At 53.6% G+C, this 14,304-nt stretch carries 16 protein-coding genes and 1 tRNA gene; 13 read left to right on the top strand and 4 right to left on the bottom strand.

Going from position 1 to position 14,304, the window contains the following annotated elements; translation table 11 throughout:
- Nucleotides 1-10: 10 nt before the first annotated feature.
- The 4 genes from AC16KF_RS05595 to AC16KF_RS05580 are packed head-to-tail and all read right to left on the bottom strand — an operon-like array spanning nucleotide 11 to nucleotide 2,477.
- Nucleotides 11-235, bottom strand: a complete 225-nt coding sequence (locus tag AC16KF_RS05595) for a hypothetical protein (RefSeq protein ID WP_484036312.1) — start codon at nucleotides 233-235, stop codon at nucleotides 11-13.
- A gap of 6 nt (nucleotides 236-241) precedes the next feature.
- On the bottom strand, nucleotides 242-757 hold the full coding sequence (gene merB / locus AC16KF_RS05590; protein ID WP_484036311.1) for an organomercurial lyase: 516 nt from the start codon (nucleotides 755-757) through the stop codon (nucleotides 242-244).
- A 1-nt stretch (nucleotide 758) separates the two neighbouring features.
- Nucleotides 759-1,178, bottom strand: a complete 420-nt coding sequence (locus tag AC16KF_RS05585) for a hypothetical protein (RefSeq protein WP_484036310.1) — start codon at nucleotides 1,176-1,178, stop codon at nucleotides 759-761.
- Nucleotides 1,179-2,477 carry a hydroxymethylglutaryl-CoA reductase, degradative gene (locus tag AC16KF_RS05580; RefSeq protein ID WP_484036309.1) on the bottom strand — a complete coding sequence of 433 codons (1,299 nt, stop codon included), beginning with the start codon at nucleotides 2,475-2,477 and terminating at the stop codon, nucleotides 1,179-1,181.
- 68 nt (nucleotides 2,478-2,545) lie between these two features.
- Between AC16KF_RS05580 and AC16KF_RS05575 the strand changes: the two genes are divergently transcribed.
- From AC16KF_RS05575 to AC16KF_RS05515, 13 genes are all read left to right on the top strand, one after another.
- Nucleotides 2,546-4,222: a sensor histidine kinase gene (locus AC16KF_RS05575; RefSeq protein ID WP_484036308.1), complete on the top strand. Its 1,677-nt coding sequence runs from the start codon at nucleotides 2,546-2,548 to the stop codon at nucleotides 4,220-4,222.
- 470 nt (nucleotides 4,223-4,692) lie between these two features.
- On the top strand, nucleotides 4,693-6,024 hold the full coding sequence (gene dnaA, locus AC16KF_RS05570) for a chromosomal replication initiator protein DnaA (RefSeq protein ID WP_484036307.1): 1,332 nt from the start codon (nucleotides 4,693-4,695) through the stop codon (nucleotides 6,022-6,024).
- Between the two features lie 163 nt (nucleotides 6,025-6,187).
- Entirely contained in the window at nucleotides 6,188-6,346 is a 159-nt protein-coding gene (locus AC16KF_RS05565) for a hypothetical protein (protein WP_484036306.1), read from the top strand.
- Nucleotides 6,315-7,235, top strand: coding sequence for a 30S ribosomal protein S2 (rpsB, locus tag AC16KF_RS05560; RefSeq protein WP_484036305.1), 921 nt, complete (start codon nucleotides 6,315-6,317; stop codon nucleotides 7,233-7,235). The genes AC16KF_RS05565 and rpsB overlap by 32 nt, the downstream gene beginning before the upstream one ends.
- 29 nt (nucleotides 7,236-7,264) lie before the next feature.
- Complete coding sequence (gene tsf / locus AC16KF_RS05555) at nucleotides 7,265-7,870, top strand: translation elongation factor Ts (RefSeq protein WP_484036304.1); 606 nt, start codon at nucleotides 7,265-7,267, stop codon at nucleotides 7,868-7,870.
- A 299-nt stretch (nucleotides 7,871-8,169) separates the two neighbouring features.
- Nucleotides 8,170-8,886 carry a UMP kinase gene (gene pyrH, locus AC16KF_RS05550; protein ID WP_484036303.1) on the top strand — a complete coding sequence of 239 codons (717 nt, stop codon included), beginning with the start codon at nucleotides 8,170-8,172 and terminating at the stop codon, nucleotides 8,884-8,886.
- Nucleotides 8,887-9,032: 146 nt separating this feature from the next.
- Nucleotides 9,033-9,590 (top strand): ribosome recycling factor, encoded by a 558-nt coding sequence (gene frr, locus AC16KF_RS05545; protein ID WP_484036302.1) that lies wholly within the window; start codon nucleotides 9,033-9,035, stop codon nucleotides 9,588-9,590.
- 8 nt (nucleotides 9,591-9,598) lie between these two features.
- On the top strand, nucleotides 9,599-10,345 hold the full coding sequence (gene uppS, locus AC16KF_RS05540) for a polyprenyl diphosphate synthase (protein WP_484036301.1): 747 nt from the start codon (nucleotides 9,599-9,601) through the stop codon (nucleotides 10,343-10,345).
- Nucleotides 10,338-11,156, top strand: a complete 819-nt coding sequence (locus tag AC16KF_RS05535; RefSeq protein ID WP_484036300.1) for a phosphatidate cytidylyltransferase — start codon at nucleotides 10,338-10,340, stop codon at nucleotides 11,154-11,156. Before uppS ends, AC16KF_RS05535 begins: the two co-directional genes overlap by 8 nt.
- A 10-nt stretch (nucleotides 11,157-11,166) precedes the next feature.
- Nucleotides 11,167-12,156 (top strand): class II fructose-bisphosphatase, encoded by a 990-nt coding sequence (gene glpX, locus AC16KF_RS05530; protein WP_484036299.1) that lies wholly within the window; start codon nucleotides 11,167-11,169, stop codon nucleotides 12,154-12,156.
- Between the two features lie 172 nt (nucleotides 12,157-12,328).
- Nucleotides 12,329-12,401: transfer RNA gene (locus tag AC16KF_RS05525), tRNA-Asn, on the top strand.
- Nucleotides 12,402-12,686: 285 nt separating this feature from the next.
- Nucleotides 12,687-13,934: a hypothetical protein gene (locus AC16KF_RS05520; protein ID WP_484036298.1), complete on the top strand. Its 1,248-nt coding sequence runs from the start codon at nucleotides 12,687-12,689 to the stop codon at nucleotides 13,932-13,934.
- A gap of 20 nt (nucleotides 13,935-13,954) precedes the next feature.
- Entirely contained in the window at nucleotides 13,955-14,293 is a 339-nt protein-coding gene (locus AC16KF_RS05515; protein WP_484036297.1) for a hypothetical protein, read from the top strand.
- Nucleotides 14,294-14,304 lie beyond the last annotated feature (11 nt).

Here is a 14,304-nt window from a genome sequence, read left to right as displayed (position 1 = left end):
GCGCCGCCTATCAGGTCTGGAACGAGATATACCAAAACTCCGAAGTCAAACCTGCCTGCCTGAAAACATCCGCAACCTGCTGAATGCTTCGCCCATGATACTCCAGCAACAGGCGGTTGTGATACCAAAGTTTGGACAGTTTCCACACTTGGTTGATCGTGAGAACTTCTCCGCGAGCGAGATTGGTTCGTATGCACCACTTGTCAATCCATTCTTCCGACTGGAAGAGAAGCATCGTTGTTCAGGTGAAGACGAGGTCGTCGTACCAGTGAGAAAAAGAAAGTGGAAAGTGGACGAGTAGCATGTCACTCTGAGGGAGCGTTCGCCGCGACCGAAGAGTCTCGGTTTGTTGTGGTAGAGACCCTTCGCTATCGCTCAGGGTGACATAACCATTTTTGACTTCCATTTTCACCTCCTTACCACTCTCCGTGCAAACGGCTTCGATGACCGCGTCCGTGTGTAGCGCGGCGGGGATGCCGAGCATGTCCCAGGCGCAGTTGGCGTAATACGTCTTGCCGTTGGCGTGGACTTTGAAATCCGTGGGAATGCCTGAAAACGGATTCGCCATGCGGACGCTCATGGAGTCCAAGTCAAGGAAGAAAGAGTGGCGGTTGTGGAGTTCCTTGTAGTAGTCGGTCGCTTCTTTGGGGGAGATGTTGAAGTGACGCGCGGCTTCGTCCACGCTTGGCGGCTTGGTCGTATCCGCGAAATGTTGGTAGACGAAGTGGCGGATTTGCCAGAGAGCAGAGTCGTTCATATCAGATTCCTGCAAATGCCAGCAATGCTCCAAACGCGTAAATGAAGACGACATAACCCGCGAGAAAAATAAATCCCTTCATCCTCGTTGATGAGTTGAGTGAGACGATCTGCCAGCCCGCAATCCCTGCGGGGATGGAAGAGACGACAATGCTGACAAGATTGATCGCGCTCGCTGGCAGATTGATTCTCGACGCCGTTCCCAGCATGAGAATGGTCAACCTGCCGAACAACTCGAGGTTCAACGCCAACTTGTAAAGGAGAGTCGAGTTGTAATCCAAAAACTTGAGCGGTAAAAGGATAACCAGAAAAAGAAAAATGCCGATCAGCGCGCCCACAAAAGGACGCTGGATGCGCCAGAACGCGCTTTCATCTTCCTTCCCTTCGCCATACTCAGGGCGGCGCTTTCCTCTTTCTACCATTTACTTTCCACTTTCCATCGTCTTCAATATCTCTTTCGCGCGCTCAATTCTCACAATTCTTTCCTCCGCCATTTGACTCGCAACTCGCTCGATCAATTCTCCGTTCGCGCCCGCCGCGATGGCAACCTGCCTCGCGTGAAGCGACATGTGTCCGCGCTGGATGCCTTCGGTGGCGAGGGCGCGCAATGCCGCCATATTTTGAGCGAGACCGACAGAAACGATGATCTCAGCCAGTTCGCCAGCGGATTTCACGTTCATCAACTTGATTGCGGCTTGCGCGGCAGGGTGGACCTTGGTCGCCCCGCCGACGATTCCCACCGCCAGCGGCATTTCGAGTTCGCCAACTAAATTTCCATCTTTATCTTTCGACCAAGTAGATAATGAAGTGTACTTGCCTGAACGAGCCGCGTAAGCGTGCGCGCCCGCTTCGATGGCGCGCCAGTCGTTGCCCGTTGCGATCACGACGGGGTCAACCCCGTTCATGATTCCTTTGTTGTGAGTCGCGGCGCGGTACGAGTCTGCGGCGGCGAAGGCGTACGCGGCGATGATGCCATCTCGAACTTCTTCACCGCTGAAGCGCAAGATATCATCTTGCGCTACGATCTCTAACTCATTGACGGGAATCACACACGTCGCTTTTGCCATGCGTTTATCGGTGAGGTTCGAGAGAATCTTCAAATGCGCGCGCCCGCCTGTGATCTCTTCGATTTTTGGCGCGAGTCGCTCGCACGCCGTATTGACCGCGTTCGCGCCCATCGCATCGCGCACGTCGTAGATTAAATGGATGACGAGAAATTTCCCGATGGGGGATTCTTCGATGATGCGGACTTCCAAATCCCTCGCGCCTCCGCCTCTGGACTTTAGGCTTGACTCGGCGGCGTCAACGTACGTCAACAGTTCGGCTTTTTTCGCCAATACCCGCTCAGCGGCTTGGCTCAACTCTTCGACATCCAACACCTGCAACTGACCGATCATGAGAGGTTCGGTTGCTTCGGCGGTGAATCCGCCGTTTGCGCGGGCGAGTTTCGCCATGAACGACGCGCCCGCAATCACCGATGGCTCTTCTATTACCATAGGCACAAGCACATCGCGTCCATTGACCATGAAGTTGAGCGCGATGCCGAGGGGCAGGGAGAAGGTCCCAAGCGCGTTTTCGACCATGTGCGAGGCAATGTCGGGGGCGAGGGGGCTGGTAAGCCGAATCAGTTCGCCCGGCGAAAGAGGCGAAGCATCCGCTAGTTTGGCGCGGCGCTCTTCGAGAGTCAAGTTGTAAAAGCCGGGGATGCGTGAAGTCGTCATGGGCGAGTTTGCATATTGTAGTCTGGTTGGCTCGCAAAATCTATCATGTTTTATGAGATAATCCGAACATGTTACTTACCCGCGAACAATTACAGGAAAGGCTGATCGCCCTGCATCAAGCCAGCCTTGAGTTGGTGAAGGATAATTCTCTTGAGCATTTGTTGGAACGGATCGCGGCAGTTGCTTGCGAGCAGGCAGGCGCGCGTTATGCCGCGTTGGGCGTGCTGAATGACGATGGCGAACTTGTCCAGTTTGTTTCTGTGGGGATGACCGAAGAGCAGGTTGCGCTGATTCCGCATCAGCCGCGTGGGAAGGGGTTGGTGGGTGAATTGATGAATCGGGAAGAGCCGTTGCGCGTTCCGGTCATTCAAGAGCATCCGCGCTCGGTGGGTTTCCCTGTGAATCATCCGCACATGGTCTCGTTTTTGGGCGTTCCGATACGCGCCGGCGACGTTCAGTTGGGTCAACTTTATCTGACAGAGAAGGTGAATGCTTCGGAGTTCACCTCAGATGATGAGAAAATCATCCAAATGCTGGCTACCTATGCGGCGGCGGCGATCCAAAACGTCCGCATAATGGAGCAGATGCGGGAGCGCGACCTGGCGTTGACCCGCCGCAATGTGGATATGTCTCTGCTGAACGGTATCGCCTCAACCCTGACCTCGAGTTTGGAACTGGATGAGATTTTGAATCAGACCCTCGCGCTTGTGATGAACTATATGAAGGTGGAAGCGGGCGAGATTTTTCTTTTGACGGAGGATCAGGTTACTCTGCGCATGGTTTTGCATCGTGGGCAAGCCGCGGAGGCGTTTTGGATGCGGAATCAATTCCGAATGGGGGAGGGGTATATCGGCATGGTTGCCCAAACCCGTAAGCCAATGATTAGCGCGCGCCTTGAAGATGATGTTCTTTTTGTGCGTGAAGCCGTCGTGCGGGCAGGATTCCATCAGATGATCTGTATTCCCCTGCTTGCCGGTGAGAATTTGATGGGCGTGATGAGCGTTGCCACTCAAGCCAAAGACGCTATCGACAATCGGATCGTTGAGATGATGGCGGCGGTTGGTGCGTGGGCTGGCTTGGCGATTGAAAATGCGCGCCTGCATACCGATGCGCGGCGCCTGGCGGTGCTGGAAGAGCGCGATCGCATCGGCATGGACCTGCATGATGGGGTCATTCAATCCATTTATGGGCTGGGATTATCGCTAGAAAACGTGCTACTCTCATTAAATGAAGACTCAACAGACGCAAAAGCGCGCGTTCAAGGCGCGATAGACGGCTTGAATCAAGTGATCCGCGATTTGAGAGCGTATATTTTGGATCTTAAACCGAGGCAAATGGGCGACGATGGGTTGATAGGCGGTATTCAACGGCTGATTGCCGAGTTCAAAGCTCATACATTCACCGAGGTTCAACTTACTTATACTGAAAAAGGTTTGAAAAACCTGTCCGAATCGCATTCTCTTGCCTTATTTCACCTCTGTCAGGAGGCTTTAGCGAATGCGGCGAAGCATGCAAAAGCGAAAAACGTTCATATCTCGCTCTGGAGAACGAAAGACCGCGTGCTGATGGAGTTGCGCGACGATGGAATTGGCTTCGATATGGAGCATGTCAACATCAGTATCGGTCATGGGCTTGCCAACATGCAGACGCGCGTGCAATCGGTGGGCGGTGATGTTGAAATATCATCGCATTTGAATGATGGAACAACGATATTAGCATGGGTGCCGCGCCATCCGCGCGGTTGAATCGGGCAAATCGCTGAATCTTTAACGTTGAATCTCAAAATCTTGCGTCTCGTTCGGCGCATGTGAAAATGTATTCAACATGCGTTCTTTAACAACCACCAGCATATCAGCAACATCATGGGTAAAACAGCCAACCCGACCCCATATATGGGGGTGTGGATAACTCTGTAGTGCGCGCATGGCTGAAACGTTCGTTCTATAAAAGATCGACCCTTTGTTGATTTACGCTGGAACTCTTTAACATTGAGCGACCTTAAAAAAACGAATGTTTTAAATAAACCGTAGGCTTTTCGTGTTGTACTTTTGAATAGTTATGCTAGAATGTGACCACGCTGAGATTTTGATGTGACGAACGAAGCGCATCTTGTAATCCCTTTCGATCTCTGAAACACAACAAAATATCTTCAATAATAGCCGCTGATGAAGCGGATAGATTTCACATTGGCAATCACCGCGCTGAGGAGCAATCAATGAACGCAGAACAAGCATGGCAGTCCGTGCTCGGACAACTACAGATGGAAATGCCCCGCGCATCGTTCGACACATGGGTGCGCGATACCAAGCCTGTTTCCTACCATAACGGAAGGCTTACCATCGGTGTCCGAAATGCATACGCCCGCGATTGGCTCGAGAATCGTCTCGCCAGCACGGTGAATCGCCTGCTTGTCAGTATCTTGAATGGCAGTGTGTCGGTTAGTTTTATCGTAAATGGCAATGACAAAGAGACCGAAGCGGAGGAATCGCGCGTTTCCCAGCCGGAGGCGCTCCCTGTCATCGAACAAAATCTCCGCAACACAACGCTCAATCCTCGCTATGTCTTCGAAAATTTCGTGGTTGGCTCCGGCAACCGCCTCGCCCATGCGGCTTGCCTGGCAGTGGCAGAGAAACCAGCCCGCGCCTACAACCCCTTGTTCCTTTACGGCGGCGTGGGGCTTGGCAAGACACACCTGCTTCACGCCATTGGCAACGCTTGTCACTCGCGCGGGTTGAGCGTGCTGTATGTTTCTTCTGAAGAGTTCACGAACGACATGATTACCGCCATCCGCACGCACACCACGCAGGCGTTCCGGGAGAAATATCGCTCAATTGATGTGCTGTTGATCGACGATATTCAGTTTATTGCCGGTAAAGAATCGACACAGGAAGAATTTTTCCACACGTTCAACACCCTGCATGGGCAGGATAAGCAGATCATCGTTTCGTCGGATCGCCCGCCGAAGTCGCTCGTTACGCTGGAGGAACGCCTCCGTTCCCGATTTGAGTGGGGACTCACGGCGGATATCCAGCCTCCCGATCTGGAGACCCGTCTCGCGATCCTGCGTTCGAAGGCAGAGCGGACTGGGCGACAGGTGTCTGATGATATTCTGGAAAGTATTGCGCGGCGGGTGCAATCGAACATCCGCGAGTTGGAAGGCGCGTTGAACCGGATTATTGCGTATGCCGATCTGAGCGGCGCCGCATTGACTCCAAGCCTTGTCGAAATGGCATTGGCTGATTTGATGCCTCAAAAGAAAAACATCCCTCCGAGCAAAATTCTTGAGGTCGTGGCTGAGATGGAAGGCGTGAACGTGGACGATTTGCTTGGGCAGAAACGTTCGGCAAAAATAGCGATCCCGCGTCAATTGGCAATGTATATTTTGCGGCAGTACATCGAAATCTCTTTGCCTCAAGTCGGTGAAATTCTCGGCGGGCGGGATCATACTACGGTTATGTATGCGACCAAGAAAGTGGACGAGAACGAAAAACTTAGAAATCGCGCTAGAAAAATATGGGATGCCTTAAATCAAGACCTGGTTAATTGACGGCATAATCGAACATTGTGGAAATGCGCATTCGGAGGCTGGGGAACTCCGAATGCGCATTTAAAAGGGTGGGGTGGCAGAGGGTGAGAAGCAGAATCCCCGTCGGAAACGAAGCGATGGGCTGTCCGAATCCTGTGTTATAATCCCGCCGCTCCCGAAAGATTTGGGAGCACCATCTTGCCTGGGACGGGCATTAAGCGTCCCTGAGCGGGTCATCATTCCCGCTAAACTCATCCACGGCACGCTGGCGAAAGGCGCCGCGCGTTGGGCTGTGGAATGTAAGGAGAAAAATGGCAGTTATCCCTATGAAGTCTCTGCTTGAGAGCGGCGTCCACTTTGGGCATCGCACGAACAAGTGGGACCCGCGCATGAAACCGTATATTTTTACGGAGCGCAACGGCATTCATATTATCGACCTGCAACAGACTTCCAAGTTGTTGAGCCAGGCGTTCAATGTGATCCGTGATACGGTCGCCAATGGCGGCACGGTGTTGTTTGTCGGCACGAAGCGGCAGGCGCAGGAAACCGTGGCGGTTGAAGCCGCGCGGTGCGGTATGCCCTATGTGACCGAACGCTGGATGGGCGGCGTTCTGACGAACTGGTCGACGATGCACGACCGCATTCAGGAATTTGAACGGCTCGAAAAAATGCGCGATAGCGGAGAAATTAACCGCCTGACTAAAAAAGAAGGATTGCTGATCGAACGCGAGATCGTCCGTTTGACCACCCGCTTCTCTGGTATTCGCAACATGAAGCGCCGCCCCGATCTGCTCTTTATCGTCGATGTGGGGCGCGAGGATTCGGCGGTGCGCGAAGCGAATTTGCTGGGGATTCCCATCGTTGCGATGGTGGATACGAACTGCAACCCGCAGAACGTGGATTATGTGATCCCCTCGAACGATGACGCGATCCGCGCCATTAAATTGCTTGTGGCAAAAGTGGCTGATGCGGTGTTGGAAGGCAAAGGTATGCGCAAGGACGATTCGGCGGAGGATATGCCGGCCGAGGACACCAAGGCGAAATCGGATAAGCCTGCCCGCCGCGCGCCCAAGGTTGTGGAGACCGATGTGGAGTTGGAAGATAACGCCCTCCTCGGAGAGGCAACTCTCGCCAAGATGAGCGCTTCGCGCAAGCCTGCCACAGAAGAAGTCCCTGCGGCTGAAATAACGGCGGAAGCAAAAGCCGAAGAAAAAGCAGAAAGCGCTGAATAAGCGGACCCTGCCATACAAGGAATTAACGGATGGAAATTACAATTGAAATGATCAAAGAATTGCGCGCCGCTACCAGCGCCGGCATGATGGATTGCCGCAAGGCGCTTGAAGAAGCGGGCGGAGACTTTCAAAAAGCGGTGGACTGGCTGCGTGAAAAAGGCATGGCAACCGCCGCCAAACGCGCCGATCGCGAGGCTTCGCAAGGTGTGGTCGAGTTATACTCGCACGGCGGCGGGCGCGTGGGCGTGATGGTGGAAGTGAACTGCGAATCCGATTTTGTGGCGCGTTCGGATAAATTCCGCGAACTGGCGCATGAACTCGCGTTGCAGATCGCCGCATCTGCGCCGCGTTACCTGAAAGTGGAAGATATTCCTGCTGAAGTGTTCGATCACGAGGCGGAGATCGCCCGCGCGCGCGCGAAGGAAGAGGGCAAGCCGGAGAACATCCATGAAAAGATCGTGCAGGGACGGCTCGAGAAATTCAAGGATGAGGTTGTCCTTTCACGACAGGCGTACATCCGCGATGAATCGATCACTGTGGAAAAGTTGATCCTTCAAACGGTTGCCGCCATCGGCGAAAATGTGGTTGTGCGACGCTTTCAGCGCTGGGAGTTGGGCGAGAGTTTGAACAATTAAAGTAAAATGACCAACCAGACGGTTGGTCATTTTTTTGAGCCTCTACCTCGCCCCCAAGTTTGAGGGCGAAGAGGCTTCAATATTTACCGCCAAGAGCGCGAAAACCGCGAAGAAAGAATTAAATTGTAGCGTTCTTAGAGAGTGCTTCTTAAGTCTGAACTTATTCTTTTTGAACACGGACTACGCGGAAAAAAAGACGGTTTTCTAAAGATTTTTTCCGTGGAAATCAGTGAAATCCGTGGCGTCCGTGTCAAAAAGAAGTTAAGAAACACTATCTTAGCAGTTCCACAAGGAGAAACATGAGCGATATCAAATATAAACGGGTCCTGCTCAAATTGAGCGGGGAGGCGCTTGGCGGCAAGTCTGGCTTTGGGATCGATGTGGATGAGGCGGAAGCCATTGCCGTGCGTATCAAGGAAGTGCATGAGATGGGCGTGGAAGTGGCGATCGTCATCGGCGCAGGCAACCTGTGGCGCGGCAAGCAGGGGCTGGAACGAGGCATGGATCGCGCCACCGCCGATTACATGGGCATGCTCGCCACAGTGATGAACGCCATGGCGTTGATGGACGCCCTGGAGCGCGGAGGCGTGTATACGCGCGTCATGTCCGCGATTGAGATGCGCGCAATCGCCGAACCCTATATCCGCCGCCGAGCCATCCGCCACTTGGAGAAGAGGCGGGTGGTCATCTTCGGCGCGGGAACGGGGAATCCGTTCTTTTCCACAGACACTGCCGCGGCGTTGCGCGCCAACGAGATCGATGCGAATGTCGTGATCAAGGCTACCAAGGTGGACGGCGTCTACGATTCGGACCCGAAGAAAAATCCCGATGCGAAGAAATTCGATAAACTTGGTTATATCGAGGTCATCAACCGTAGGCTGGAGGTGATGGACAGCACCGCCATCACCTTGTGTATGGAAAATAAGTTACCGATCCTGGTTGTCAATTTGTGGGACAACCATGCCCTGATCGGCGCGCTCAAAGGCGAGTCGGTGGGCACGGTCGTTGGCGACTGAGGATTTGGTTTGACGGCGTTCCTCGCAGTTTCGATTTCACTCTCGCGTTGTTTCAAAATAGCTCAAGGATCACGCTTCATATAGCGGTTTTTATTGTTTTGGTGTATCCTTGTCATTGAATAAATTTCACAATTCAGGAGACTGAAGTGATCAAAGATATCCTAGCCGATGCCGAACATCGAATGAAGAGCGCTCTTCAGGTCCTGCACGATGACCTGGCTGGAGTGCGCACGGGGCGCGCCAGCCCAGCCTTGGTGGAAAAACTCCCCATCGATTATTACGGCAACCCAACCCCGCTTATGCAACTGGCTTCGATCAGCGTTCCCGAAGCGCGGACGATCACCATCAAACCGTTCGACGCGTCTACGTTGAAAGCCATCGAAAAAGCGATTCAAACTTCGGACTTGGCGCTAAACCCCAACAATGACGGCAAGGTCATCCATCTCAACCTTCCGCCGCTCAACGAGGAACGCCGCCGCGATCTCGTTAAACATGTGCATCACCGTCTGGAAGAGTCGCGGATTGCCGTCCGCAACATTCGCCGCGACGCGCACAACGATATGCGCGATTTTGAAAAGGAAAAGTTGATCTCGGAAGACGATCTGGAACGCGGCGAAGAAGACCTGCAAAAACTCACCGACAAATATGTGGAAGAGATCGGCGTTCAAGGCAAGAATAAAGAAGCCGAGATCATGGAAGTCTAGCCGGTTCCATGGCAGACACCCCCTTTACCATCCCTCCCGATAGAATTCCCCGGCACGTCGCCATGATCATGGACGGCAACGGACGCTGGGCGCTTTCACGCGGGTTGCCCCGCCTCGCGGGCCATAAAGCCGGCACCGAGAACCTGCGGCGCGTTATCCGTTCTTCGGTGGAATTTGGCGTGAAGTATCTGACCATTTATGCCTTCTCCACCGAGAATTGGGGACGTCCGCCGGAAGAAGTCAAAGGTTTGATGTTCATTCTTGAGGATGTGATCGACCGTGAACTCGCCGAACTCAGCAAAGAGGGGGTGCAGTTGCGTCATATCGGGCGGCTCGAACGCCTTTCCCCGAACCTCCAGGAAAAAGTGTTAGAGGCGATCGACGCGACAAAAAATAACGACCGCCTGGTTCTGAGCGTGGCATTCAATTACGGCGGACGCGATGAAATCATCAACGCGATCCAACACATCATGAAAGACGGAGTGCCTCCCGAAGAGGTGACCGACGAATTGGTGAGTCGGTATTTGTACACAGCCGGCACACCCGACCCCGACCTCATCATCCGCACCTCCGGTGAATTGCGCGTGAGCAACTTCCTTATCTGGCAGGGCGCCTATTCCGAATGGTTCGTTACGCCGAAATATTGGCCCGACTTCGACCGCGAGGAATACCTGCGCGCGCTTGAAACTTTTGCCTCGCGCGACCGCCGCTACGGAAAGGTTTCCTCCAGCGAATACGAGGCGTCCAATGCCTAGTCGGATTTTGACAGCGATCCTATTGGCGGTCGTTGGCTTGCCAGCCATCATCTATGGGGGCGTTTTTTATTTTGTCGTCATGGCAATCGTTCTCGGCGGTTGCGCATGGGAATTCGTCCGCATGTATCGGGCTGTCGAGTTCGAACCCAATGAAAAGGTCACGGTCGGAGGCGTGCTGTTGATAGCCACAGTGCGCTTCTTTTTTGCGGATTATTCGATCCCCATCCTCGTTCTCACGATCATGTTTGCGATGATCGCGCATTTGATCTCGTTCGAGCGCGGGCGCGATAAAGCCGCGCTGGATTTCACTGTGACGGTTGCCGGCATTGTCTACATCGGGTGGCTGGGTTCATACCTGTTGGATATCCGTCTCTTACCGGGGGGAGGTTGGTGGCTCATGGTTGTGTTACCCATCATCTGGGCGGGGGATACGGGAGCGTATTCCATCGGCGCGGCATACGGCAAACATAAGATGACCCCGCGCCTCAGCCCCAAGAAAAGTTGGGAGGGCTACGCCGCGGGAGTTTTCACCGCCGTGCTCGAGGGCGCATTCTTTGCGTACGCGTTTTCGTCGTTGGGACCACAACCCCTCGGCGGTTCGATCACCCCTCTGCAAGGCGCGTGGATGGGATTGGTGATCGGCGCGCTCACCCCGCTTGGCGATCTCGGCGAAAGCATGTTCAAGCGTCAAAGCGGCATGAAAGATTCGAGTCACATCCTGCCGGGGCATGGCGGCTTCCTCGACCGCATCGATTCATGGATCTGGGGCGCGCCGCTCGGCTACTTTCTCATCCTATATTTCATTTTCTAACGGAGGACGAATGGCAAACATAAACGAACCCACCAGAAATCTTGCGCTCGAACTTGCGCGCGTCACCGAAGCCGCCGCCATGGCGGCGGGACGCTTCATGGGACGCGGAGATAAAGAAGCGGCAGACCAAGCCGCCGTCAACGCGATGCGGACCGTCCTCCAAACAGTGGATATGAACGGGATCATCGTCATCGGAGAAGGGGAGAAGGATAACGCGCCGATGTTGTTCAACGGCGAGACGGTGGGAAGCGGTTCTCCTCCCGACGTGGATGTTGCTGTCGACCCCATCGACGGGACTCGCCCTTTGGCATTTGGCAGATCGAATTCGCTGGCGACGGTTGCCATCGCCCCGCGCGGCACGATGTTTGACCCCGGTCCGTTTGTGTACATGAACAAGATCGCGGTGGGACCCGAAGCGAAGGGCAAGATCAATATCGAAAAGTCCATCACCGAAAATTTGAAAGCGATCGCGAAGGCGAAGAATAAAGAAGTGGAGGATTTGACCACGATCATCTTGGACCGCGACCGCCACAAGGAAATGATCGCCGAGATTCGCAAAGCGGGCGCGCGCATCCGCCAAATCCCCGATGGCGACGTGGGCGCGGCGTTGATGACGGCGTGGCCCAACTCCGGCGTGGACGTGTTGTTCGGCGTGGGCGGCACACCCGAAGGCGTGCTTGCCGCGTGCGCATTGCGCGCCATGGGCGGCGAGATCCAAGGCAAACTCTACGCGCGCGATGAAGACGAACTCCGCCGCGGACGCGAAGCGGGCTACGACTTTGAAAAAATTCTGACGATGGACGACCTCGTCTCCTCGGAGGATGTGTTCTTCGCCGCCACAGGCATCACCGACGGCGAATTCCTCAAGGGCGTGCGTTACTTCGGCGATAAAGCCAGCACCGATTCGCTCGTGGTGCGCGGGTTGACCGGCACCGTTCGCCAGATCACCGCCACGCATCGCATTGATAAACTCGATCAACTGGGCGCGGTGAAGTATTGATGTTTCTCACCGCGAAGGACGCGAAAGCCGCTAAGCTTGCACTGAGCAAAGCCGAAGTGGAAAAGAATTAACCTTTGCGTTTTTAGCGAACTTAGCGGTTGAATGTTTTCGTGTGTCTACAAAGGCATTGGCTTGACACTCCCTATCCTTGCACGTATAATCCCGCACGCCTTCCTCGATAGCTCAATCGGCAGAGCGAGCGGCTGTTAACCGCTAGGTTCCAGGTTCGAGACCTGGTCGAGGAGCTAACGACCAAATGATTTTGCCTCCAGCCATTGGGCTGGAGGCAAATTTTGTTGAAGAGTGATAACAACCAATAAGACAGGACTTACGCAGAAAGAGTATTTTGCCCGCTACTCTACGCCAATCCCCGCGAATTTTCAAAGGATTAGCGAAAATTCTCGAAGAGTAGTGGATCAATCTTGGGTTTTGCGTAAGTCCTATAAGATAAATTGTAGTTGACGCGAAAGGCGAAACAGCAGTATAGTAGTTATAGAAATTTCCAGAAGGAATTCGGATGGGAGTACTCCATGAATGCAACTACTCGAATCTTTGGCATGATAGTGTGGTTAGGCGGGCTGATCGTCACGGGGGCGCTCATCCTTTCGCTCACTGCCGCCCGCGTCGGGGAACACAAATCCAGCACGTACGGCAACGCTTACGTGCAGTTCCAAAATTCATGGGGCGGCGAGATCGGCATCATCCCGCCGTTATTCACCCTTCGCCGCTCGTATACAGAATCGGCATTCAACAAGGATGCGAAACAATACGAAGAGGTTGTCCGTACCGCGACCTATCCTCTTGTGCCAAAATCCATCGATATCGATTCGTCGGTGGAGTACGGCGAACAAGAACTCGACCTGCTGGTCTTCAACGCCTTCGAAACGCACAACACCGAAACCTATCTCATCGTCAACAAGACGCAATATACCGGCGACCTGCTCATCAAGGTGAGCAAGCCCGAAAATGCCAACCTGATGTACGACTACACCATCCGCATCCCTTCGCAGGGAAACCTGATCCTCCAACCCAGCATGGACGCGCCCCAGGCGCTGATTCCCGGCTTTGCCCCCGGTTCCGAGGCGGAGGTAATCGTCACCTATGCCACCAAAGGCATGGACGTGTTCAAATACAACCTGTCTGCTTACCAGAATAATGTGATCGAGCGCGTCACTGCCAAAGTTGTGATCAATGTGGATGAATTCGGCATCTATCGTTTTGGTCTACCCCACAACACCGAACTAACCAAAGATGGCGCGACAGTCGAATTCGACGTGGAAAATTTCTCTACCACCCAAGACCTCGGCATCACCTTTCTTGCGAAACAGCGTTATCTCGATTCCATCCAGAACCTGATCGGTTACTCGCCGATGTCCCTGGCGTTTTTTCTGATTGTGACCTTTATCTTCTCGCAGATATTCACGGTAAAATTTAACGCATTCCATTACCTGTTCGTCGGGATGATCGATCTCTTCTACTTCCTGTTCGTTGCCTACCTCATCCGTTTCTTTGGCGTCTTCCCGACCTTTGCCATCTCCATCGTCTTGACCGCCGCCATGTTTCTGTTATATGCCCCGAATGTGTTTGGCAAATGGTTTGCCTACCGGGTCGTGGGTGTATTCTTATTTCTGCTGACTGTGGTCTTTTCGCTGATCTTTCTCATGCCGATCTTCCGTGGTTTGCTTTTTGTTGTGTTGGTGTTCCTGATCTTCATGTCCATTATGGTCTTCGTCAGCCGTTCCGATATTTCCAAGTGGAGTATCGTCAGCGGCGAATAAATTCAAAGAGGAGAATTCTCATGCGGTCATTCATTTTCAACGACGCGATCACGTTCAAACTGGCAACACAGCGGGATAACAACAGCGCGAAGACGCAGGTGTTCTTTGGCGTGTTGCTTGGCGTGCTATTGCGCTGGGTGTACACCGTCGCTGTGGAGGTTGCCCGCACCGGCAACCCGTGGAATTTCGGCGTGTGGTACGTTATCCTTGCGCGTTTTGTCGCTTCATTAATCGTGACAGTTTTCGTTTTTTCGGGATATTGGGAAAAGTCCAAAGACCAGCCCGCCGATATCCGATTCTGGAACGCGGTAGCGTACGGCATTTCGATTGACGCCCTCATCGGTCCGTGGACGGTGTGATTCAAAATCAT

It is taken from the genome of Candidatus Defluviilinea gracilis (assembly GCF_057138825.1).
This window is presented reverse-complemented; position numbering and strand designations above follow the sequence as displayed.